The 19,492-nt window shown below is 62.7% G+C and carries 30 protein-coding genes; 3 read left to right on the top strand and 27 right to left on the bottom strand.

The features are described from left to right. Positions 1-4: 4 nt before the first annotated feature. The 3 genes from QQL24_RS36080 to QQL24_RS36070 form a co-directional block, all read right to left on the bottom strand. Positions 5-1,012, bottom strand: a complete 1,008-nt coding sequence (locus QQL24_RS36080; protein WP_284317156.1) for an RluA family pseudouridine synthase — start codon at positions 1,010-1,012, stop codon at positions 5-7. A 66-nt stretch (positions 1,013-1,078) separates the two neighbouring features. Further along, a complete protein-coding gene (locus QQL24_RS36075; RefSeq protein ID WP_284317155.1) occupies positions 1,079-1,393 on the bottom strand; it encodes an ArsR/SmtB family transcription factor in 315 nt (104 codons plus the stop codon). Further along, complete coding sequence (locus QQL24_RS36070; protein ID WP_284317154.1) at positions 1,377-1,634, bottom strand: YjiS-like domain-containing protein; 258 nt, start codon at positions 1,632-1,634, stop codon at positions 1,377-1,379. Before QQL24_RS36070 ends, QQL24_RS36075 begins: the two co-directional genes overlap by 17 nt. Positions 1,635-1,704: 70 nt before the next feature. Here QQL24_RS36070 and QQL24_RS36065 point away from each other — a divergent pair, with 70 nt between their 5' ends. Both QQL24_RS36065 and QQL24_RS36060 read left to right on the top strand, forming a co-directional pair. Then, positions 1,705-2,136, top strand: coding sequence for a GFA family protein (locus tag QQL24_RS36065; RefSeq protein ID WP_284317153.1), 432 nt, complete (start codon positions 1,705-1,707; stop codon positions 2,134-2,136). Positions 2,137-2,314: 178 nt separating this feature from the next. Continuing rightward, a complete protein-coding gene (locus QQL24_RS36060; RefSeq protein WP_284317152.1) occupies positions 2,315-2,719 on the top strand; it encodes a GFA family protein in 405 nt (134 codons plus the stop codon). 59 nt (positions 2,720-2,778) lie between these two features. Here QQL24_RS36060 and pdxR read toward each other — a convergent pair whose 3' ends face one another. After that, positions 2,779-4,116 carry a MocR-like pyridoxine biosynthesis transcription factor PdxR gene (gene pdxR, locus QQL24_RS36055; protein ID WP_284317151.1) on the bottom strand — a complete coding sequence of 446 codons (1,338 nt, stop codon included), beginning with the start codon at positions 4,114-4,116 and terminating at the stop codon, positions 2,779-2,781. Positions 4,117-4,271: 155 nt separating this feature from the next. Here pdxR and QQL24_RS36050 point away from each other — a divergent pair, with 155 nt between their 5' ends. After that, positions 4,272-5,021, top strand: coding sequence for a pyridoxamine 5'-phosphate oxidase family protein (locus QQL24_RS36050; RefSeq protein WP_284317150.1), 750 nt, complete (start codon positions 4,272-4,274; stop codon positions 5,019-5,021). A 192-nt stretch (positions 5,022-5,213) separates the two neighbouring features. Here the strand turns inward: QQL24_RS36050 and QQL24_RS36045 are convergent, their stop codons facing one another. From QQL24_RS36045 to rplV, 23 genes are all read right to left on the bottom strand, one after another. Further along, the gene (locus QQL24_RS36045) at positions 5,214-6,524 is read right to left on the bottom strand and encodes a replication-associated recombination protein A (RefSeq protein WP_284317149.1); all 1,311 of its coding nucleotides are present in this window, start codon (positions 6,522-6,524) and stop codon (positions 5,214-5,216) included. A 101-nt stretch (positions 6,525-6,625) separates the two neighbouring features. Beyond that, positions 6,626-8,023: a Do family serine endopeptidase gene (locus tag QQL24_RS36040; RefSeq protein WP_284317148.1), complete on the bottom strand. Its 1,398-nt coding sequence runs from the start codon at positions 8,021-8,023 to the stop codon at positions 6,626-6,628. A 287-nt stretch (positions 8,024-8,310) separates the two neighbouring features. Further along, positions 8,311-8,724, bottom strand: a complete 414-nt coding sequence (gene rplQ, locus QQL24_RS36035) for a 50S ribosomal protein L17 (RefSeq protein ID WP_284317147.1) — start codon at positions 8,722-8,724, stop codon at positions 8,311-8,313. Between the two features lie 39 nt (positions 8,725-8,763). After that, a complete protein-coding gene (locus QQL24_RS36030; protein WP_284317146.1) occupies positions 8,764-9,795 on the bottom strand; it encodes a DNA-directed RNA polymerase subunit alpha in 1,032 nt (343 codons plus the stop codon). A gap of 67 nt (positions 9,796-9,862) precedes the next feature. Beyond that, positions 9,863-10,255 (bottom strand): 30S ribosomal protein S11, encoded by a 393-nt coding sequence (gene rpsK / locus QQL24_RS36025; RefSeq protein WP_068292125.1) that lies wholly within the window; start codon positions 10,253-10,255, stop codon positions 9,863-9,865. A 60-nt stretch (positions 10,256-10,315) separates the two neighbouring features. Continuing rightward, the gene (gene rpsM, locus QQL24_RS36020; RefSeq protein ID WP_284317145.1) at positions 10,316-10,684 is read right to left on the bottom strand and encodes a 30S ribosomal protein S13; all 369 of its coding nucleotides are present in this window, start codon (positions 10,682-10,684) and stop codon (positions 10,316-10,318) included. A gap of 204 nt (positions 10,685-10,888) precedes the next feature. Next, a complete protein-coding gene (locus tag QQL24_RS36015) occupies positions 10,889-11,497 on the bottom strand; it encodes an adenylate kinase (protein ID WP_284317144.1) in 609 nt (202 codons plus the stop codon). Beyond that, on the bottom strand, positions 11,494-12,831 hold the full coding sequence (secY, locus tag QQL24_RS36010; RefSeq protein WP_284317143.1) for a preprotein translocase subunit SecY: 1,338 nt from the start codon (positions 12,829-12,831) through the stop codon (positions 11,494-11,496). The genes QQL24_RS36015 and secY overlap by 4 nt, the downstream gene beginning before the upstream one ends. A 76-nt stretch (positions 12,832-12,907) precedes the next feature. Further along, positions 12,908-13,387 carry a 50S ribosomal protein L15 gene (gene rplO, locus QQL24_RS36005; protein WP_284317142.1) on the bottom strand — a complete coding sequence of 160 codons (480 nt, stop codon included), beginning with the start codon at positions 13,385-13,387 and terminating at the stop codon, positions 12,908-12,910. Between the two features lie 11 nt (positions 13,388-13,398). Then, positions 13,399-13,590, bottom strand: a complete 192-nt coding sequence (gene rpmD, locus QQL24_RS36000; RefSeq protein WP_284317141.1) for a 50S ribosomal protein L30 — start codon at positions 13,588-13,590, stop codon at positions 13,399-13,401. Between the two features lie 17 nt (positions 13,591-13,607). Further along, on the bottom strand, positions 13,608-14,165 hold the full coding sequence (gene rpsE / locus QQL24_RS35995; RefSeq protein WP_284317140.1) for a 30S ribosomal protein S5: 558 nt from the start codon (positions 14,163-14,165) through the stop codon (positions 13,608-13,610). A gap of 12 nt (positions 14,166-14,177) precedes the next feature. Continuing rightward, the gene (gene rplR, locus QQL24_RS35990; protein WP_284317139.1) at positions 14,178-14,540 is read right to left on the bottom strand and encodes a 50S ribosomal protein L18; all 363 of its coding nucleotides are present in this window, start codon (positions 14,538-14,540) and stop codon (positions 14,178-14,180) included. Between the two features lie 12 nt (positions 14,541-14,552). Further along, entirely contained in the window at positions 14,553-15,086 is a 534-nt protein-coding gene (rplF, locus tag QQL24_RS35985; RefSeq protein WP_284317138.1) for a 50S ribosomal protein L6, read from the bottom strand. A 17-nt stretch (positions 15,087-15,103) separates the two neighbouring features. Beyond that, the gene (gene rpsH, locus QQL24_RS35980; RefSeq protein WP_284317137.1) at positions 15,104-15,502 is read right to left on the bottom strand and encodes a 30S ribosomal protein S8; all 399 of its coding nucleotides are present in this window, start codon (positions 15,500-15,502) and stop codon (positions 15,104-15,106) included. A 12-nt stretch (positions 15,503-15,514) separates the two neighbouring features. After that, entirely contained in the window at positions 15,515-15,820 is a 306-nt protein-coding gene (gene rpsN, locus QQL24_RS35975) for a 30S ribosomal protein S14 (protein ID WP_284317136.1), read from the bottom strand. Positions 15,821-15,861: 41 nt separating this feature from the next. After that, positions 15,862-16,446: a 50S ribosomal protein L5 gene (gene rplE / locus QQL24_RS35970; protein WP_284317135.1), complete on the bottom strand. Its 585-nt coding sequence runs from the start codon at positions 16,444-16,446 to the stop codon at positions 15,862-15,864. Further along, positions 16,439-16,756, bottom strand: coding sequence for a 50S ribosomal protein L24 (rplX, locus tag QQL24_RS35965; protein WP_284317134.1), 318 nt, complete (start codon positions 16,754-16,756; stop codon positions 16,439-16,441). The genes rplE and rplX overlap by 8 nt, the downstream gene beginning before the upstream one ends. A 1-nt stretch (position 16,757) precedes the next feature. Beyond that, positions 16,758-17,126 (bottom strand): 50S ribosomal protein L14, encoded by a 369-nt coding sequence (gene rplN / locus QQL24_RS35960; protein ID WP_284317133.1) that lies wholly within the window; start codon positions 17,124-17,126, stop codon positions 16,758-16,760. A gap of 339 nt (positions 17,127-17,465) precedes the next feature. Then, positions 17,466-17,717: a 30S ribosomal protein S17 gene (gene rpsQ, locus QQL24_RS35955; RefSeq protein ID WP_284317132.1), complete on the bottom strand. Its 252-nt coding sequence runs from the start codon at positions 17,715-17,717 to the stop codon at positions 17,466-17,468. Positions 17,718-17,728: 11 nt separating this feature from the next. After that, positions 17,729-17,932, bottom strand: coding sequence for a 50S ribosomal protein L29 (gene rpmC, locus QQL24_RS35950; protein ID WP_284317131.1), 204 nt, complete (start codon positions 17,930-17,932; stop codon positions 17,729-17,731). Between the two features lie 11 nt (positions 17,933-17,943). Next, positions 17,944-18,357: a 50S ribosomal protein L16 gene (rplP, locus tag QQL24_RS35945; RefSeq protein ID WP_284317130.1), complete on the bottom strand. Its 414-nt coding sequence runs from the start codon at positions 18,355-18,357 to the stop codon at positions 17,944-17,946. Positions 18,358-18,388: 31 nt separating this feature from the next. Further along, positions 18,389-19,099, bottom strand: a complete 711-nt coding sequence (rpsC, locus tag QQL24_RS35940; RefSeq protein WP_284317129.1) for a 30S ribosomal protein S3 — start codon at positions 19,097-19,099, stop codon at positions 18,389-18,391. 10 nt (positions 19,100-19,109) lie between these two features. After that, positions 19,110-19,490, bottom strand: coding sequence for a 50S ribosomal protein L22 (gene rplV / locus QQL24_RS35935; RefSeq protein ID WP_284317128.1), 381 nt, complete (start codon positions 19,488-19,490; stop codon positions 19,110-19,112). Between the last annotated feature and the right edge of the window lie 2 nt (positions 19,491-19,492).

Here is a 19,492-nt window from a genome sequence, read left to right as displayed (position 1 = left end):
GGGCCTAATCCTCCGGCGCGTCGACGATGGGGTCATAGGCCGAGCTATCGAAGCCCAGGATGTCGAAGCTCTGCCGCATATGGGGCGGCAGCGGCGCGGTGACATCGAGCGTGCCGCCGCGCGGGTGCGGCAGCGTGATGCGACGCGCGTGCAGATGCAGCTTCTTCGGCAGCTCTTCGGGGATGTTCTCCATCGCCTCGCCATATTTGGGATCGCCGATGATCGGGTGGCCGATATGGGCGGTATGGGCGCGCAGCTGGTGGGTGCGGCCGGTGACGGGCTTCAGCGACAGCCAGGACACCGAGTTGGCGGCCCGGTCTACCAGTGAATAATAGGTGATCGAATGCACGGCTTCCTCGTCGCCATGCTTCATCACGCGCACTTTCTCGCCATCCATGCCGAGCTGTTTGGACAGGAAGAGCGAGATGCGGCCCTGCTTGGGCGACGGCACACCCTTCACCAGCGCCCAGTAGATCTTGCGGGCCGAGCGGGTGCGGAAGATGGCGCCGAGTTCGGAAGCGGCCTTGCGGGTCTTGGCGAGTACCAGCACGCCGGAGGTGTCGCGGTCGAGGCGATGGACGAGACGAGGCTTCTCACCATCGGGGCCGGCCAGGGCCGCCAGCATGCCGTCGACATGGCGCTCTGTGCCCGACCCGCCCTGCACGGCGAGGCCATGCGGCTTGTTGATCACCAGCACGTCCTTGTCTTCATGCAGGATCAGCGAGCGGATGAACTCTGCGTCCTTCTCCGCCTGCACCGAACGCTTGGTCGCGATATGGGGATTGGATGCGCCCTGCTCGGATTTCGGCAAGGGCGGCACGCGGATGCTCTGATCTTTGGCCAAGCGATCGTTGGTCTTGGCGCGCCCGCCGTCGACACGGACCTGGCCTGAGCGCAGCAGCTTCTGCAGATGGCCGAAGGCAAGGTCCGGGAAATGCGTCTTGAACCAGCGGTCGAGACGCATGCCGTCCTCATCAGCGGTGACGATACGTGTTTCGACCAGGAAGGACATCAAGATTCCGAAGCGCAATGAAAGGGATCGCGTCCCTATAAAGCAGCAGAGGGGCGCTGTCTCTCTTCAAATCGCCAGTTCGACGCCGGGCAGGCCTTCGCAGCAATCGGCGACGAAGAAAGTCACGAAGGCGCGCGCCTTGCCGGCCGCGATGCGGCAACGCTGCACGCGGCCCTCGCGCTCCTGCGTCATCAGCCCAGCGGCCATGAGCTGGGCGATATGATGGGCGAGGGTGGATTTGGGAATACCGAGTTCCTTCTGAATCTCGCCGACCGCGAGCCCGGTATCCCCTGCCTTGATCAGAAGCTGGAAGATCTGAAGACGGTGCGGGTGGCCGAGTTCAGCCAGGCACCGCGCCGCATCGTCAAATGCCATATCCATCAAGGCCATTGTGTTTTCGCGCCCTTCCGAGAGCCACAAAGGCGGCCCAATAAGCACCGAATGTCCGCCTCCGACCGCGCCAGTAAGGATCGGCCTTGTCGAACAATTTTTCAATATCGCATCTTTCGATGCCGATATCCCCGAGAACCTGATCGCTCAGCCCGTCGAAGTACCTGATATTGACACGGCGCTCGCGCTCCGCAAGCAAATCGTCGAGAATGTCCTTGATCCAATCAAACATGGTCGCCTCCTGAATAGCACCATAGTTCTAGAAATGTAGTCCTATTATCTGGAATTGCAAGGAGGTCGTGATGGGTGAAGTCAACAAGAAGCCGGTTCGGGCCACCGGCGGCTGCCTATGCGGCTCGGTGCGCTACACGATCCGGGGTGTCCTGCACGATGTCTGGGCCTGCCACTGCATCCTGTGCCGGCGTCTGCATAGCCATTACTGCGCCTACGCCGCCTGCGATTCCGGCGATATCGAGATAGCACCCAGCAACAAGCTGCGCTGGTACCGCTCCTCACCCTTGGCGCGCCGGGGCTTCTGTTCCAAGTGCGGCGCTCAGATCTTCTCGGTCACCACGGGCCGCAACCACATTTCCATCGCCGCCTCGACGATCAATGAGCCGACGGGGCTCAAACTGGTTAAACACACCAATGTGAGCCAGAAGGGTGATTACTACGAGATCACCGATGGCCTGCCGCAGGAGCGCGGAAAGTCCCTTCGTGATGGCAACTGCTAAGGCGTTTTGCGATTTGGCGGAATCGTCGAGAATCGCAAGGACGCGTCGAAATAATGCTCGCCCAAGTCTCGGGGTACGCAGGAAAAGCTGGTGATATGGGCAAGCCTTGTCGCCTCCCGAGTAACGCTACAGTGTTAGAAATACAGTTCTATTATCCGGATTTACAGGGAGTGCCGAGATGGCCGAAGTCAACGAGAACCCGGTTCGGGCCACCGGCGGCTGCCTGTGCGGCTCGGTGCGCTACACGATCCGGGGGGCGTTGCGCGATGCCTGGGCCTGCCACTGTATCCTGTGCCGACGCCAGCAAAGCCATTTCGCTGCCTATGCCGCCTGCGATCCCGCCGATCTTGAGATCGCGCCCACCAACAAGTTGCGCTGGTATCGTTCCTCGCCAACGGCTCGGCGCGGCTTCTGCTCCAAATGCGGCACCCAAATCTTCTGGGACGGCAAGGGCAGCGACCATATCTCGGTCTCCGCCGGCTCCCTCAACGAGCCAACCGGCTTGAAGCTGGTCAAACATATCTGCGTCAACCAGAAGGGCGACTATTACGAGATCTCCGACGGCCTGCCGCAGGAGGCATAGCCCTACGATTGCAGGCATCCCTGAAGATGCAGGCCGTGAAGCCCGCGATCCCAGGGAATCTATCGCAACACCTCACAGATCCGGATCGCGGCGGCGGTCAGGTCCGCCTCGCCGAAGCCGGAAAAGCCGAGCACCAGGCCCTGCTGGGGCGGAAGAGCGAGATACATCGGCGAGAGGGCCCTGGCGCCCACGCCCGCAACCAGCAATTCGCGAACAATCGCGCTGTCGTCGCGGTTGCCGCCCAGTCTTGCCACTAGATGCAATCCCTGCTCCGGGGCCGACACGCTCAAGGCGCCCCCGGCATGCATAGTCAGCGCGGAGACCAGCGCATCGCGGGCGGCCTCGATCCGGCGTCGGGCGCGGCGCAGATGGGCGGCGAAATGTCCGCCGTCGAGGAATTCGGCGACAGCCGCATGGGCCAGTGTCGGCGGCTGGCGATCAATATGGGCCCTGAATTCGAGCACGCGGGCCAGCAAGGACCTGGGTATCACGGCGTAGCCGATCCGGATCCCCGGAAAGAGCACCTTGGAGAAGGTGCCGAGATAGACGACGCGCTCGGCTCCATCCATGCCCTGTAGAGCCGTCAGCGGCGGGCCGGCGAAGCGGTATTCACTGTCATAGTCATCCTCGATGATCCAGGTCTGCCTGCGCCGTGCCCAGTCGAGCAGGGCGAGGCGGCGGCGCATGGTCATGGGTACGCCAAGCGGAAACTGATGGGAAGGCGTGACATAAGCGAGCCGCGCCTGTGGTGCGAGCGCCTCGCCGAGTTGCGGATCGAGCCCCTCCTCATCCACGGGAATGCCGGCGATTCGGACGCCCACGCTCTCCAGCACCGCCTTTGCCATGGTGTAGCAGGGATCCTCCATCCAGGCTGTATCCCCAGGGCTCGATACGGCTCGAAGGACGAGATTCATGCCGTGCATGGTGCCGGTGGTCACGACGATCTGCCCGGCATCGCAGCGTACGCCGCGCGCCGTCGTAAGATAGGCGGCGATCGCCTCGCGCAAGGCCTGGCCACCGCGAGCGTCGCTGTAGTGGAAATGTTCGGCGCCGGGCCGCGCGAGGCTGCGCGACAGCAGGCGGCGGAAGACGGCCATCGTCTTGGTATCGATGGTGGCCACGCCAAGCTCGCAGGGCAGTGGCTGCGCGGGCGGGACGGGTGGCACGGATGCCGCAGTCGCCGTCCTCACTACGGGCACCTGCGCGGCCACAAAGGTCCCCGCCCCCACGCGGGCCTCGGCGAAACCGTCGGCGACCAGCATCTCGAAAGCCGCAACCGCGGCAGCGCGCGAGAGGCCCAGACGCTTCGCCAGATCGCGCGTGGTGGGCAATTTTGTGCCCGGAGGCGCCTGCCCGTTCTCGATCAGCTTGCGGATGGCGGCATAGAGTTCGCGCATACGCGCTCCCTCTCCCGGCAGCACAGGCATCAGCGACGACCAATCCGCCAGATTGGTTCGTACTTTTTTACCAAAATTGGATCTTTTTTGAACCAATGCCATGGCGCACCTTGGGGACATCATCATTCAAAAGCAAGCGCAGAAGAGTCGGACCCATGAAGGAACAGGAAGTCACCTCCGCGAGCTTCGCCGTGACGGCGCGCAACCGGCTGAAGCGCCGGCACGATCGCGGCCGCTATGATCACGAGGCCGTCTATGCCGTGCTCGATGCCGGTTTCCTGTGCCATGTTGCCTATGTCATCGACGGGCAGCCCTATTGCACGCCCACCATCCATTGGCGCGAGGGCGACTGGCTCTATTGGCATGGCTCCTCGGCCAGCCGCATGCTGCGCAACCTCAAGGGCGGCACGCCGGTCTGCCTGACCGTCTCCCATCTCGACGGGCTGGTGCTGGCGCGCAGCGGCTTCAACCATTCCGCCAATTACCGTTCAGCAATCTGCTTCGGCACCGCCCGCATTATCGATGATCCGGACGAGAAGGCGAAGGCGCTGCGCGGCGTGGTCGACCGCTTCTATCCCGGCCGCGCCGCCGAATTGCGCGAGACCCATGCGCAGGAAACCAAGGCGACCATGGTGATCGGCATGCGCATCGAAGAGGCTTCGGCCAAGGTGCGCGCCGCCGGAGTCGGCGATGACGAGGAGGATTACGGCCATCCCGTCTGGGCCGGCGTCATCCCGGTGAGCACGGTGATCGGCGCTGCCGAGCCCTGCCCGCGCCTGCTGCCCGGCATGGAACAGACGGCGAGCGTCGCAAGCTACCGCGTCGGCCGCCGGCTGGACGAGACTCTGGCCGAAGCGCAGCTTCTCTATGAGGGCGACACCGAGGCGGACGAGCTGGTGGCCTGAGTCCCGGGATCGCAGGCTTCCAGCCTGCATCTTGGAAAGGTTGCGTCTGCCGGAGAGGTGGCGTTGGTGTGCCGGTCTTCAGACCGGCATTTTTCGCGCTGGCCCCGGGCATGCCGGTCTGAAGACCGGCACACCGACTTCGGCCCGTGTCCTGGGAAGAAAAAGGCAGGCTGGAAGCCTGCGATCCCAGCGTTACCCCTCGCCTCGCTCCCGTCTCAACTTCTCCCAATACTCCAGCCGCTTGCGGATCTCCCTCTCGAAGCCCCGCTCCACCGGCTCGTAGAACCGGCGGCGGCCCAATGCATCCGGGAAATAGTTCTGGCCGGAAAATCCCTCTGGCTCGTCGTGGTCGTAGCGATAGCCCTGGCCGTAATTCTCCGCCTGCATCAGCTTGGTCGGCGCGTTCAGGATGATCTTGGGCGGCGTCAGCGAGCCCGCCTCCTTGGCGAGGCGCGTGGCGGCCTTGTAGGCGGTGTAGGTGGCGTTCGACTTCGGCGCCGTCGCCACGTAAATCACCGCCTGCGCGATGGCGAGTTCGCCTTCGGGGCTACCGAGGAAGTCATAGGCATCCTTGGCGGCGTTGGCGACGACGAGAGCCTGCGGATCGGCCATGCCGATATCCTCCACCGCCATGCGCACCACGCGCCGGGCGATGAACAGCGGATCCTCGCCGGCATCGAACATGCGGGCGAGATAATAGAGCGAGGCATCGGGGTCCGACCCGCGCACCGATTTGTGCAGGGCCGAGATCAGATTGTAATGGCCGTCCGCCGACTTGTCGTAGATCGGCGCGCGGCGCTGCAACACCTGCTGGAGCACGGCGGCATCGAAGATCTCGCCGGGCTTGGCGGCGCGCCAGGCTTCCTCGGCCAGCGTGAGGCTGGCGCGGCCGTCGCCATCGGCCATGCGCACCAGCACCGCCCTCGCCTCCTCGTCGAGCGGCAGCTTCCTACCCTCGACCGCCTCGGCGTGGGCGAGCAGGCGCAGGATCGCCGCCTCGTCGAGAGCGTTGAACACCATGACGCGGGCGCGCGAAAGCAGCGCGGCGTTGAGCTCGAAGGAGGGGTTCTCGGTGGTGGCGCCGACCAGCGTCACCGTGCCGTCCTCCATCACCGGCAGGAAACTGTCCTGCTGGGCGCGATTGAAGCGATGGATCTCGTCGACGAAGAGCAGCGTGCCCCGGCCCATCATGCGGCGCGAGCGAGCGGCCTCGAACACTTTCTTCAGGTCGGCAACGCCGGTGAAAATCGCCGAGATCTGCTCGAAGGCAAGGTCCGTCTCGCCGGCCAGCAGGCGCGCCACCGTGGTCTTGCCGGTGCCCGGTGGGCCCCAGAAGATCAGGCTGCCCAGCGAGCCGGAGGCCAGCAGACGCGTCAGCGCCCCCTCGGGCCCGACGAGATGGTCCTGTCCGGCCACCTCGGCAAGCGTCTTCGGCCGCATGCGGTCCGCCAGCGGGCGCGGTGCGTCCTTGTCCAATCCTGCCGAGGAGAAGAGATCCGCCATCAGCACGTTCTACCTTCTGATCGAGCCGTCAAGAACCGCAAAATACGCTTGTGTTCGGCGCGTGAAGCGGGATGACCGTTGCGACTTGAACGCATTTTGCTCTAGCCACCCAGGATCGTCGAGATCTGCTGGCCGTCACGGTTGATCGTGATGCGCCAGAGGTGGCGCTGCTCCTGCGCCAGCTGGTTCAGCGTCTTGGGATCGGTCACCTTCTGGCCGTTGATGACCAGGATGATGTCCTTCTTCTGGAAGCCGAAATTGGCGGCGGCGCTGCCATCCTCGACGTCCGTCACGACCACGCCCGCGGAATCCATCGACATGCCGAGCGACTCGGCCACAGCCGGCGAGAGATTGGCGACCGTCGCGCCGGCCAGAGGGGAATCGCCCTCCAGCACGGTCTCGTCGCGCGGCGTCGTCTCCGGTGCCACAGTCAGCTTGACGGGAACGGTGACATGCTCGCCCTTGCGCAACACATCGAGCTGTGCCGTCCCGCCCAGCGCCTTGGTGGCGAAGCGGTAGCCGAACTCATCGGGATCGGAGACGGGCACGCCATCGACGCTCAGCACAACATCGCCGGTCGTGAGACCGCCATCGGCCGCCGGCCCGCCCTTGGCCACGTCGGTAACAAGAGCGCCGGTCGGCCGGTCCATCGAAAGGGATTCGGCGATCTCCGAGCTGACATTCTGCAGGCTGGCGCCAAGCCAGGGCCGGAGCACGCGGTCCGAGCCGGCCTGGGCTGAGGCAACCACCACCTTCACCATGGCAGCGGGAATGGCAAAGCCGATGCCGATATTGCCGCCCGAGCGCGAGACGATCGCGGTGTTGATGCCGACGAGCTTGCCGGACATGTCGACGAGGGCCCCACCCGAATTGCCTGGATTGATGGCGGCATCGGTCTGGATGAAGGACTGGAAGTCGGACTGGCCAACCTGGCTGCGCGCCAGCGCAGAAACGATACCGGAGGTCACGGTCTGGCCCACGCCGAAGGGATCGCCGACGGCGAGCACGAGGTCGCCCACCTGGACCTTGTCGGAATCGGCGATGTCGAGCGTGGACAGATCCCCCTTCACGCCCTTGAGCCTGAGCACGGCGAGATCGGCGCGCTGGTCCTTGAGGATGATGTCTGCATCGAACTCACGTTTGTCCGAGAGGGCAACGCGCACCTGCGTGGCATTGGCGATGACGTGGTAATTGGTGACGATCATGCCGTCCCTGGCCACGATCACGCCCGAGCCCAGCGAACGCTCCACCCTGTCGCGCGGGGCCCCGCCCCCGCCGCCAAAGAACTGGCGGAAGAAGGGGTCGTCGAACATCGGATTGGCCTGTTCCTTCTCGACATGGGTGGCGTAGACGTTGACCACCGCAGGCGTGACCGCCTTTACCACCGGCGCGAAGGAAAGCTTCACCTGCCCCGTGCTTTGCGGCACGGCGGCATCCTGCGCATGGGCCGGGACCAGGCCGGCAAGCAGGATGAGGGCGGCAGGGACGAGACGGCGCATGGGCAACTCCGGAAGAGACTGGTTTTGCGAAATCAGGAAGTCTTCTGGACCAGATCATGCGCAAAGCCAATGGTGCAAATGTGGTTGCTGGGAGCGCGGACTTCCAGTCCGCTCTTGAACCGCCTGTGCCTCCCGGGAAGTCGCGACCATTGTCGCGAGTGCAGGCAGCCGAGCCTTCTCATGAAACCGCTGTAGTTCAAGAGCGGACTGGAAGTCCGCGCTCCCAGTAAAAAAGGGCGGCGCTCGCGCACCGCCCTTTTCGAAAATCGTACCTGTAGCGAAACCGATCAGGCGGCTTCGGCCTGCTCCTGCACCGGGCCCGAATCCTGGCCCTTGGCCGAGACGTCGCGATCGACGAACTCGATCACGGCGACAGGCGCCGAATCGCCATGGCGGAAGCCGGCCTTGAGCACGCGGGTGTAGCCACCCTGGCGCGTCTTGTAGCGGCTCGCCAGCACGTCGAAGAGCTTCTTCACGATCACCTCGTCCTGAAGCGCAGCGAGAGCCTGACGGCGGGCGTGCAGGTCGCCGCGCTTGCCGAGGGTGACAAGCTTTTCGACGATCGGGCGAAGATCCTTCGCCTTAGGGAGCGTGGTGACGATCTGCTCATGCTTGATGAGCGAAGCCGCCATGTTCTCGAACATCGCCTTGCGGTGCTCGGCGGTCCGGTTGAATTTGCGATGAGCCTTGCCGTGACGCATTGCCCTGTTCCTTGTGCTTTGGCAGCGCGATGCGCCGGATCAATAATGTTCCTCGAAGCGCTTGGCGAGCTCTTCGATGTTTTCCGGCGGCCAGCCCGGCACTTCCATGCCGAGGTGGAGCCCCATCTGCGCCAGCACTTCCTTGATCTCGTTCAAGGACTTGCGGCCGAAATTCGGCGTGCGGAGCATCTCCGCTTCCGTCTTCTGGATGAGGTCGCCGATATAGACGATGTTGTCGTTCTTCAGGCAGTTTGCCGAACGGACCGACAGTTCCAGCTCGTCCACCTTCTTGAGGAGCGCCGGGTTGAAGGCCAGCTCCGGAATGGCCGGGGCCTCGGATTCCTTCTTGGGCTCTTCGAAGTTGACGAAGACTTCCAGCTGGTCCTGGATGATGCGAGCGGCGAAAGCCAGCGCGTCGTCCGGGGTGATCGAGCCATTGGTCTCGATCGTCAGCGTCAGCTTGTCATAGTCGAGGATCTGGCCCTCACGGGTGTTCTCGACCTTGAAAGCGACCTTCTTCACCGGCGAATAGAGGCTGTCGACCGGGATCAGGCCGATCGGCGCATCTTCCGGACGGTTGCGGTCAGCCGCAACATAGCCCTTGCCGGTGTTGACGGTGAATTCCATGCGGATCTCGGCACCCTCGTCCAGCGTGCAAAGCACGTGCTCGGGGTTGAGGATCTGGATGTCACCGACCGTCTGGATGTCGCCGGCGAAGACCTGGCCAGGACCCTGCTTCTTCAGCACGATGCGCTTGGGGCCTTCCGCCGACATCTTGACGGCGACTTCCTTGATGTTGAGGACGATATCGGTCACGTCCTCACGCACGCCGGGGATGGACGAGAACTCGTGCAACACGCCGTCGATATGTACGGACGTCACCGCTGCGCCCTGCAAGGACGACAGCAGAACGCGGCGCAACGCATTGCCCAAGGTCACGCCGAAGCCACGCTCCAGCGGCTCGGCAACGGCAGTTGCCTGGCTCTTCGGATCGTCTCCCGGAGTCACTTCGAGCTTTTGCGGCTTGATAAGTTCCTGCCAGTTCTTCTGAATCACGACGACACCCTTCAATCGGTCTCGGTGCTGCCAACAAGCCCGACACGCTCGAACAGCGGCCGGGCCATTTCAAATCGCGAAATTAGACGCGACGACGCTTGCGCGGGCGGCAACCATTGTGTGGAATTGGCGTCACGTCGCGGATCGACGTAATCGTGAAGCCCGACGCCTGCAAAGCGCGCAGGGCCGATTCACGACCGGAACCCGGACCGGAGACTTCAACTTCCAACGTACGCATGCCGTGCTCGCTCGCCTTGCGGCCAGCATCCTCGGCAGCCATCTGCGCGGCGTAGGGGGTCGACTTGCGCGAACCCTTGAAACCCATCGTGCCCGACGAGGACCAGGCAATCGTATTGCCCTGGGCGTCGGTGATGGTGATCATCGTGTTGTTGAAGCTCGAATTGACGTGTGCAACGCCAGAAACGATATTCTTGCGCTCGCGACGGCGAACGCGACCTGCGGCTTCCTTGGCCATGTATAAATCCTTCAAGCGCGCCCGTTGTACCAGGCGCTCGGGACAAAAAGAGAAAACGAATTACTTCTTCTTGCCGGCGATCGGCTTTGCCTTGCCCTTGCGGGTGCGGGCATTGGTATGCGTGCGCTGTCCGCGGACAGGCAGGCTGCGACGATGACGCAGGCCACGATAGCAACCAAGATCCATCAAACGCTTGATGTTCATGGCAACGTCACGGCGAAGATCACCCTCGACGATGTAGTCGCGATCGATCGTCTCGCGAATCTGCAAAACTTCCTGATCCGACAGCTGGTGGACACGGCGCTCAGGCGCGATGCCGACCTTGGCAACGATTTCCTTGGCTTTGGCCGCGCCAATGCCATGGATATATTGCAGCGCGATTTCGACGCGCTTGGCGGTGGGAATGTTGACACCAGCGATGCGGGCCAATTTCCGGTCTCCAAATCTTTGATCCGGCGAAGGGCCGAAGATCAGTCCAATCATGTCCGGCGAACCGGCAGCGCAAAAACGAGCCGTTCGCTCGAATGAGCGATCGGCCCGCGCGTCTTTGACGTGAGTGGCGCCTTGTAGAGATTCTCTGCGAAGACGTCAACTCGTAAAGACAAAGTTCATGCATAATCGGCCGAATGGCCGTTATGCGCTGGAAGCCGCCCCCAATTCAGGTGGCTCCAAGATATCATCGATCTCGGCGGTAACTTCCTCGATCGATTTCATCGCATCCACGGTGTAGAGATCCCCGCATTTGCGATAATAGTCCGAAAGGGGCGCCGTCTCGTTGCGATAGCTCTCGAGGCGGGCCTTGAGAGCTTCGGCATTGTCGTCCTTACGCGGCGTACCCCCGGCAGCGATGGTCTCGGCCACCCGCTTTTCGATACGCGACAGCAGGATGGATTCGTCGACCTGGAACTCGATCACGGCGTCGAGATGCATGCCCTTCTGGGCCAGCATCCTGTCGAGAGCTTCCGCCTGCGCGACCGTGCGCGGGAAACCATCCAGGATGAAGCCATTATGCGCATCCGGTTCCTCGATGCGATCAGCGACGATGCCGACGACGATGTCGTCGGACACCAGATTGCCAGCAGCCATCACCGCCTTGGCCTTCACCCCAACCGGCGTGCCGGCATTAACGGCCGCCCGCAGCATGTCGCCCGTCGACAGTTGAGGAATGCCATGCTTCTCAACCAATCGCACGGCCTGGGTACCCTTGCCCGCCCCCGGCGGACCCAGGAGAATGAGCTTCATCCGCGACGCCCTTTCAGCTTGGTCTTGCGCACCAGCCCCTCATATTGATGAGCGAGCAGATGTCCATGGATCTGGGCCAGCGTGTCCATTGCCACGCTCACCGTGATGAGCAGCGAGGTGCCGCCCAGGACGAACGGAACCGAGGGCACCAGGTAGTTCTGGATCTCCGGCACCATGCACACCAGGGCGATATAGACTGCACCGACCACCGTGATACGCGTCAGCACATAGTCGATGAACTTGGCGGTGTTCTCGCCCGGACGGATGCCCGGGATGAAGCCGCCATGCTTCTTCAGATTATCAGCCGTCTCGGTCGGATTGAACACGATGGCCGTGTAGAAGAAGCAGAAGAACACGATCAGGATCGCATAGAGCACCATGAACAGCGGCTTGCCGTGGTTCAGGTAGATGGCGACGTTGGCGAGCCAGGAATTCGGGTTGCCCGCGGCCACGAAGGTGGCAGCCGTGGTCGGCAGCAGCAGCAGCGAGGAAGCGAAGATCGGCGGAATGACGCCCGACGTGTTCAGCTTCAGCGGCAGATGCGAGGACTGGCCCTCATAGAGCCGGTTGCCGACCTGGCGCTTGGGATACTGGATCAGCAGGCGCCGCTGGGCACGCTCGAAGAACACGATCGCCAGCACCACGGCCACCGCGACGATCAGCGCCATGAACAGCGTGATCGGCGACATGCCGCCCGTGCGGGCCAGATCGAACATCTGGGCCAGGTGGGTCGGGAACTCGGCGACGATGCCGGCCTGGATGATCAGCGACGTACCATTGCCGATGCCGCGCGAGGTGATCTGCTCGCCCAGCCACAGCAGGAACATCGTGCCGCCGACCAGCGTGACGGTGGTCGAGAGCTTGAAGAACAGGCCGGGATCGGTGACGATGCCCTGGCCGCCTTCGAGGCCCACCGCGATACCCCAGGCCTGCGCCGTCGCCAGCACCACCGTGAGATAGCGGGTATACTGGTTCATGACCTTGCGGCCCTGCTCGCCCTCCTTCTTGAGAGCTTCGAGCTGGGGCACCACCGTCGTCAAAAGCTGAATGATGATCGAGGCGGAGATATAGGGCATGATCGCGAGCGCGAAGATCGCCATACGCGACACCGCACCGCCCGAGAACATGTTGAAAAGACCGAGAATACCGCCGGCCTGGCCGTTGAAGGCGCTCGCATAGGCCTCGGGATTGATGCCAGGCAAGGGAATATAGGTGCCCAACCGGTAGATGAGCAGCGCGCCCAGCGTAAACCAAATGCGCTTCTTAAGTTCGTCAGCCTTGGAGAACGAACTCCAATTGATGCTCGCAGCAAGCTGCTCCGCCGCCGATGCCATATCGTGCTCCGCCGTGTCGAAAGCGCGCCAATAAAGGTGCGGCCCGCCAGAACAGGCGGGCCGCTACTATATAATGTCAGGCCTCAGCCTTTGCAGAGGCGGTCAGGACTTTTACCGAACCGCCGGCCTTTTCGACAGCAGCCAGGGCGCCCTTGGTGGCGCCAGCGACTTCGAAGGCAACCTTGGCCTTGAGCTCACCCGAGCCGAGCAGCTTGACGCCGTCGAGAACGCGGCGGATCACGCCGGCCTTGACGAGGGCCTCGGCGTTCACCACGGCCTCGGCATCGAGCTTGCCTGCGTCGATCGCTGTCTGGATGCGGTCCACGTTCACTTCGGCGTAGTGCAGCGCGAAGATGTTGTGGAAGCCGCGCTTGGGCAGACGGCGATGCAGAGGCATCTGACCGCCTTCGAAGCCCTTCACGGCGACGCCGGTACGGGCCTTCTGACCCTTGACGCCACGGCCGCCGGTCTTGCCCTTGCCCGAGCCGATACCGCGTCCAACGCGGATACGGCTCTTGGTCGCGCCTTCATTGTCGCGAAGATCGTTGAGTTTCATCGTCGCGTCTCCTACTCGGCCCCGACCACGCGGACGAGGTGGCCGAGCTTGGCAATCATGCCCCGCACGGCCGGCGTATCTTCCAGCGTGCTCTGGCGGCGGATCTTGTTGAGGCCCAGGCCGACGAGAGTCGCGCGCTGGTCCCCGGTACGGCGGATCGGGCTGCCGATCTGCTCGACCGTCACGGTCTTGGTTTTAGCCATCGCTGTTCCCTTCCCGATCAGTCGGTCGACTCAGCGTCGATACCCTGACGCCGGCCCTGGATCTGGGATACCTTGAGGCTGCGGCGAGCCGCGACGGAGCGCGGGCTGTCCTCATGCTTCAAGGCGTCGAAAGTGGCGCGCACCAAATTGTAAGGGTTCGAGGAACCCAGCGACTTGGCGACGACGTCATGCATGCCGAGCGATTCGAACACGGCGCGCATCGGGCCGCCGGCGATGATGCCGGTACCGGCCGGAGCCGCGCGGAGCACGACCTTGCCGGCGCCATGACGGCCATTGACGTCATGATGCAGGGTGCGGCCTTCGCGCAGGGAAACCCGCACCAGGCCACGCTTGGCCTGGTCGGTCGCCTTGCGGATGGCTTCCGGCACTTCGCGGGCCTTGCCGTGGCCGAAGCCGACACGACCCTTCTGATCACCGACGACGACGAGTGCAGCAAAGCCGAAGCGCTTGCCGCCCTTCACCACCTTGGCGACGCGGTTGATGTGGACAAGGCGGTCCACGAACTCGCTGTCGCGCTCTTCGCGCTGACGGTCACGTTCACGTTCACGAGCCATAGAATCCGTTCCTTAGAAGTTGAGGCCGCTTTCGCGGGCAGCATCGGCGAGCGCTTTGACGCGCCCGTGGAAGATGTAGCCTCCACGATCGAAAAAGACGTCCTTGACGCCCTTGGCAACGGCGCGCTCACCCAGGAGCTTGCCGATTACCTTCGCGGCCTCGATGTCGGCACCCGTCTTCAAGCTGCCGCGCAGGTCCTTTTCGATCGACGAAGCGGCGACCAGGGTCTGGCCGTTCGCATCGTCGATGACCTGAGCGTAGATATGCTTGGAAGAGCGGAAAACCGAGAGGCGCGGCCGTCCGTTTGCCACCGCGCGAAGACTGCGGCGGACACGCGCCTTGCGGCGCTCAAGAGCTTGCCTTGCATTTGCCATTGATAGGCTCCGTTACTTCTTCTTGCCTTCCTTGCGGAAGATGAATTCGCCAGCGTACTTGACGCCCTTGCCCTTGTAGGGTTCGGGGCCACGATATTCGCGGATCTCAGCCGCGACCTGGCCGACCTTCTGCTTGTCGATGCCCGAAATCACGACTTCCGTCGGCTTCGGGGTGACGACGGTGATGCCTTCCGGGATCGGATAATCGACATCGTGCGAATAGCCGAGCGAGAGCTTGACGACCTTGCCAGCGACAGCGGCCTTGTAGCCGACGCCGTTGATTTCGAGCTTCTTTTCGAAGCCCTGGGTCACGCCGACGAAGATGTTCGAAACCATGGTGCGCGACATACCCCACTGGGAGCGTGCGAGCTTGGTTTCGTCTTTCGGGTCGACCTTGATGGCGCCGTCCTTGTGCTCAACCGAAATGAGGTCAGGAACCGTGAAGAACAATTCGCCCTTCGGGCCCTTGGCCTTGACGGTCTGGCCGTCCAGGCTGGCGGTGACGCCAGCAGGAACGGGAACCGGCTTCTTACCGATACGAGACATTGTGTTTCTCCTTCGGCTCAGAAGACGGTGCAGATCACTTCGCCGCCGACGTTGGCTTCACGGGCCTGATGATCGGCCATGACGCCACGCGGGGTCGAAACGATCGACACGCCAAGTCCATTGGCGACGCGGGGAATATTCTTGACGGACGCGTAAACGCGACGGCCAGGCTTCGAGACGCGAGCGATCTCACGGATCACCGGTGCGCCATCATAGTACTTCAGCTCGATTTCGAACTCGCTACGGCCATTGCCGTGATCGGTTACGGTGTAGCCGCGGATATAGCCTTCCGCCTGCAACACATCGAGAACCCGCGCACGCTGGCCGGAACCAGGCGTCGTAACGCTGGTCTTGCGGCGCATCTGCGAATTGCGGATACGGGTCAGCATATCGCCGACTGGATCATTGATCGCCATGACGATATCTCCTCACCAGCTCGATTTCACGAGGCCGGGAACCAGCCCCTTGGAACCGAGTTCGCGCAATGCGATACGCGACATCTTCAGCTTGCGGTAAACGGCGCGCGGACGGCCGGTCACTTCACAACGGTTGCGCACGCGCTCCTTGGCGGAGTTGCGCGGCAGTTCCGAGAGCTTCAGACGAGCGGTGAAGCGCTCTTCCATCGACAACGTTTCGTTGTTGGCGATGGCTTTCAAGCGGGCGCGCCGGCCAGCAAACTGCTTGGCAAGCTTCTCGCGGTGCTTGTTCTTTTCAATCGAACTTTTCTTGGCCATTTAGGTCTCCAACGTTCCGCGTTTGAGGGCGGATAACCGCCTCACTGCCGGAAGGGGAAGTTCATCAGTTTCAGAAGCGCACGCGCTTCGTCGTCGGTCTTGGCTGTGGTGCAGACGATGATGTCCATACCCCAGACCTGGTCGACCTTGTCGTAGTTGATTTCCGGGAACACGATGTGCTCCTTGAAGCCCATGGCGAAGTTGCCACGGCCATCGAAGCTGTTCGGGTTGAGGCCCCGGAAGTCGCGAACGCGCGGCAGCGCGATCGTCACCAGACGGTCGAAGAACTCATACATGCGGATCTTGCGGAGGGTGACCTTCGCGCCGATCGGCATGTTCTCACGCACCTTGAACTGCGCAATGGCCTTGCGTGAACGGGTCACGATCGGCTTCTGGCCCGCGATCAAAGCGAGGTCGGCAGCGGCGATCGCCACCTTCTTGGTGTCGGCGGTAGCTTCGCCAACACCCATGTTCAACACGATCTTGGAGATCGTCGGAACTTCCATCGGGTTCTTGTAGCCAAACTGCTCGATGAGCTGCGGGCGAACCACGTCGTTGTAATAGGCCTTCAGACGGGGCGAATACGCTTCGGTCTGCTCGGCCTTGGCCACAGGGGTCTTAGCCATCGATCTGCTCTCCCGAACGCTTGGCGACGCGAACCTTCTTGCCGCCTTCGAGAACCTTGAAACCGACGCGGGTCGGCTTGCCATCCTTGGGATCGGCAATAGCGACATTCGACAGGTTGATCGGCGCTTCCTTGGAAATCACGCCGCCCTCCTGGCTCGCCGTCTGGCGCTGGTGGCGGCGAACCATGTTCACGCCACGAACCAGAGCCCGGTTCTCTTCCGGGAAAACCCGGATCACTTCACCGACACGGCCCTTGGAGCTGCCGGTCATGACGACAACCTTGTCGCCCTTCTTGATCTTGGCGGCCATGTTACAATACCTCCGGCGCCAGAGAGATGATCTTCATGTGGTTCTTGGCGCGCAACTCGCGCGGAACCGGTCCGAAGATGCGGGAGCCGATCGGCTCCTTCTGGTTGTTGATCAGGACGGCCGCGTTGCGGTCGAAGCGGATCACCGAACCATCGGGGCGGCTGATCGCCTTGGCCGTACGAACGACCACGGCCTTCATCACATCGCCCTTCTTGACGCGCCCGCGCGGAATAGCCTCCTTGATCGAAACGACAATAATGTCGCCGACGGAAGCATATTTCCGCTTCGAGCCGCCCAAAACCTTGATGCACATCACGCGTCGCGCGCCAGAATTGTCCGCGACGTCGAGATTCGATTGCATCTGAATCATGACGTACCCTCTTATTCTTCGCAGGCTGGTATCCGCACGCGGCGGACCCGGCCCAACCTCGGGTTTAGCAGCAGGATTTTCACCCAACCGCCGTGAAGTTCGCTGCCTGCTCGGCTTTGAACCCACTTCGCCTGCCTTGCGACCGGCAAATCATTTTACAAGCACCAAAGCGCGGCCAAGGCGGCGGATCACTCCGCCCCTTTCGCCGACGCTCCGGGAAAGCGTGCCTTCTAGCGATTCCCAAGCCCAATCACAAGCAGAAAGCCGGCTTCCGCCGGCTTTATTTTCAGCGCGACTGGCAAAGGCGCTCCGGCCTTCCCTCTTGCGGGCCTGAACCGATCAGGCCTCGGCAGCTTCAGCAGCCTGGTCGACGACGACCCAGCGCTTCAGCTTGGACATCGGGCGACCTTCCTCGATCCACACGATATCACCCACCTTGTGGCCGTTGGCCTCGTCATGGGCATGGTAGTTCTTGGTGCGGCGCACCGTCTTCTTCAGCAGCGGATGGGTGAAGCGGCGCTCCACCTTCACCACAATCGTCTTGTCGTTCTTGTCAGAGACGACGACGCCTTGCAGGACGCGCTTGGGCATGGACTATCTCCTCAAGCCTTGGCTTTGGTCGCGGCCTTCTGGCTCTGAACCGTCTTGATCTTGGCAATGGTGCGACGAACAATGCGCACTTCCGCCGTGTTGCTCAACTGGCCGGTGGCCTTCTGGAAGCGCATGTTGAACTGCGACTTCTTCTGCTTGGCGAGTTCATCGGCAAGCTGGTCGTCGGACAGCACCTTGATATCTTCGATCTTCATGGGTGTCTTCCTCACTCAGCAATGCGCTGGATGAAACGGGTCTTGATGGGCAGCTTGGCCGCGCCGAGCGTCAGGGCAGAGCGGGCGATTTCCTCGCTCACGCCGTCCAGCTCGAACATGATGCGGCCAGGCTTGACGCGCGCGACCCAATGGTCGGGCGCGCCCTTGCCCTTACCCATGCGCACTTCGGCGGGCTTCGCCGAAACCGGCACGTCCGGGAACATGCGGATCCACACGCGGCCCTGGCGCTTCATTTCACGGGTGATCGCACGACGAGCGGCTTCGATCTGACGCGCGGTGATACGTTCGGGCTCCAGAGCCTTCAGGCCGAACTGGCCGAAGTTCAGGAGAGCGCCCGAAGAGGCCACACCGTGGATGCGGCCCTTGAACTGCTTACGGAATTTGGTGCGCTTGGGTTGCAACATGGTTTTCTTCTCTCAGATCCCCGTAAGCCGCTCAGGCAGCTTCGTGACGGGGGCGCGACGACGAGCGACCGGTCTCCGGCTCCGCCATGCGCTTGTCCTGGGCCATCGGATCGTGCTCGAGGATTTCACCCTTGAAGATCCAGACCTTGATGCCGCACGTGCCGAAGGTGGTGAAGGCCGTCGCCGTGCCGTAGTCGACATCGGCGCGCAGCGTGTGAAGCGGCACGCGGCCTTCGCGATACCATTCCAGACGTGCGATTTCGGCGCCACCCAGACGGCCCGAGCAATTGATACGAATGCCCTCGGCGCCCAGGCGCATGGCCGACTGAACGGCACGCTTCATGGCGCGGCGGAAAGCCACGCGACGCTCGAGCTGCTGAGCGATCGAGTCGGCGACCAGGGTCGCGTCAACTTCCGGCTTGCGCACTTCAACGATGTTGATGTGCACTTCAGAGGCGGTGAGCTTCGACACGGCCTTCTTCAGCTTGTCGATATCGGCGCCCTTCTTGCCGATCACGATACCCGGACGAGCCGAGTAGATGGTGACGCGGCACTTCTTGTGCGGACGCTCGATGACGATGCGCGAGACGGCGGCCTGCTTCAGGAGCTTCATCAGCGCCTGGCGGATCGCAATATCCTCGTGCAGCAGCTTGCCATATTCGCCCTTGGCGGCGAACCAGCGGGAATCCCAGGTCCGGTTGATACCCAGACGCAGGCCGATCGGATTGACTTTCTGTCCCATCGTTTGCTCCTTACGCCTTGGCTTCGACCTGGCGGACCACGACCGTCAGGTTCGAGAAGGGCTTTTCGATACGCCCTGCCCGGCCGCGGGCGCGGGCATGGAAACGCTTGATGACGAAGGCCTTGCCGACAAATGCCTCGGAGACGATCAGATCGTCCACGTCCAGGCCGTGATTGTTCTCGGCATTGGCAATGGCGCTCTGCAGCGTCTTCTTCACATCGGTCGCGATACGCTTGCGCGAGAAGGTCAGGTCGGCGAGAGCCGAGTCGACCTTCTTGCCGCGGATCATGGACGCGACGAGGTTGAGCTTCTGCGGCGAGACGCGCAGCATGCGCGCAACCGCCTTCGCCTCGTTGTCAGGCAGGGCCCGTTCGGACTTCGGCTTGCCCATCG

It is taken from the genome of Labrys miyagiensis (genome assembly GCF_030160835.1).
Taxonomy (GTDB): Bacteria; Pseudomonadota; Alphaproteobacteria; order Rhizobiales; family Labraceae; genus Labrys; species Labrys miyagiensis.
Note: the sequence above shows the minus strand (reverse complement) of the source record. Positions and strands in the feature narration are given on the sequence as shown.

Excerpts from the sequence above, each read along its gene's own strand:
- QQL24_RS36080 (WP_284317156.1), bottom strand. The coding sequence starts at position 1,012 with ATGTCCTTCCTGGTCGAAACACGTATCGTCACCGCTGATGAGGACGGC.
- QQL24_RS36075 (WP_284317155.1), bottom strand. The coding sequence starts at position 1,393 with ATGGATATGGCATTTGACGATGCGGCGCGGTGCCTGGCTGAACTCGGC.
- QQL24_RS36070 (WP_284317154.1), bottom strand. The coding sequence starts at position 1,634 with ATGTTTGATTGGATCAAGGACATTCTCGACGATTTGCTTGCGGAGCGC.
- QQL24_RS36065 (WP_284317153.1), top strand. The coding sequence starts at position 1,705 with ATGGGTGAAGTCAACAAGAAGCCGGTTCGGGCCACCGGCGGCTGCCTA.
- QQL24_RS36060 (WP_284317152.1), top strand. The coding sequence starts at position 2,315 with ATGGCCGAAGTCAACGAGAACCCGGTTCGGGCCACCGGCGGCTGCCTG.
- pdxR (WP_284317151.1), bottom strand. The coding sequence starts at position 4,116 with ATGCGCGAACTCTATGCCGCCATCCGCAAGCTGATCGAGAACGGGCAG.
- QQL24_RS36050 (WP_284317150.1), top strand. The coding sequence starts at position 4,272 with ATGAAGGAACAGGAAGTCACCTCCGCGAGCTTCGCCGTGACGGCGCGC.
- QQL24_RS36045 (WP_284317149.1), bottom strand. The coding sequence starts at position 6,524 with ATGGCGGATCTCTTCTCCTCGGCAGGATTGGACAAGGACGCACCGCGC.
- QQL24_RS36040 (WP_284317148.1), bottom strand. The coding sequence starts at position 8,023 with ATGCGCCGTCTCGTCCCTGCCGCCCTCATCCTGCTTGCCGGCCTGGTC.
- rplQ (WP_284317147.1), bottom strand. The coding sequence starts at position 8,724 with ATGCGTCACGGCAAGGCTCATCGCAAATTCAACCGGACCGCCGAGCAC.
- rpsK (WP_068292125.1), bottom strand. The coding sequence starts at position 10,255 with ATGGCCAAGGAAGCCGCAGGTCGCGTTCGCCGTCGCGAGCGCAAGAAT.
- QQL24_RS36015 (WP_284317144.1), bottom strand. The coding sequence starts at position 11,497 with ATGAAGCTCATTCTCCTGGGTCCGCCGGGGGCGGGCAAGGGTACCCAG.
- secY (WP_284317143.1), bottom strand. The coding sequence starts at position 12,831 with ATGGCATCGGCGGCGGAGCAGCTTGCTGCGAGCATCAATTGGAGTTCG.
- rplO (WP_284317142.1), bottom strand. The coding sequence starts at position 13,387 with ATGAAACTCAACGATCTTCGCGACAATGAAGGCGCGACCAAGAGCCGT.
- rpmD (WP_284317141.1), bottom strand. The coding sequence starts at position 13,590 with ATGGCTAAAACCAAGACCGTGACGGTCGAGCAGATCGGCAGCCCGATC.
- rpsE (WP_284317140.1), bottom strand. The coding sequence starts at position 14,165 with ATGGCTCGTGAACGTGAACGTGACCGTCAGCGCGAAGAGCGCGACAGC.
- rplR (WP_284317139.1), bottom strand. The coding sequence starts at position 14,540 with ATGGCAAATGCAAGGCAAGCTCTTGAGCGCCGCAAGGCGCGTGTCCGC.
- rplF (WP_284317138.1), bottom strand. The coding sequence starts at position 15,086 with ATGTCTCGTATCGGTAAGAAGCCGGTTCCCGTTCCTGCTGGCGTCACC.
- rpsH (WP_284317137.1), bottom strand. The coding sequence starts at position 15,502 with ATGGCGATCAATGATCCAGTCGGCGATATGCTGACCCGTATCCGCAAT.
- rpsN (WP_284317136.1), bottom strand. The coding sequence starts at position 15,820 with ATGGCCAAGAAAAGTTCGATTGAAAAGAACAAGCACCGCGAGAAGCTT.
- rplE (WP_284317135.1), bottom strand. The coding sequence starts at position 16,446 with ATGGCTAAGACCCCTGTGGCCAAGGCCGAGCAGACCGAAGCGTATTCG.
- rplX (WP_284317134.1), bottom strand. The coding sequence starts at position 16,756 with ATGGCCGCCAAGATCAAGAAGGGCGACAAGGTTGTCGTCATGACCGGC.
- rplN (WP_284317133.1), bottom strand. The coding sequence starts at position 17,126 with ATGATTCAGATGCAATCGAATCTCGACGTCGCGGACAATTCTGGCGCG.
- rpsQ (WP_284317132.1), bottom strand. The coding sequence starts at position 17,717 with ATGCCCAAGCGCGTCCTGCAAGGCGTCGTCGTCTCTGACAAGAACGAC.
- rpmC (WP_284317131.1), bottom strand. The coding sequence starts at position 17,932 with ATGAAGATCGAAGATATCAAGGTGCTGTCCGACGACCAGCTTGCCGAT.
- rplP (WP_284317130.1), bottom strand. The coding sequence starts at position 18,357 with ATGTTGCAACCCAAGCGCACCAAATTCCGTAAGCAGTTCAAGGGCCGC.
- rpsC (WP_284317129.1), bottom strand. The coding sequence starts at position 19,099 with ATGGGACAGAAAGTCAATCCGATCGGCCTGCGTCTGGGTATCAACCGG.
- rplV (WP_284317128.1), bottom strand. The coding sequence starts at position 19,490 with ATGGGCAAGCCGAAGTCCGAACGGGCCCTGCCTGACAACGAGGCGAAG.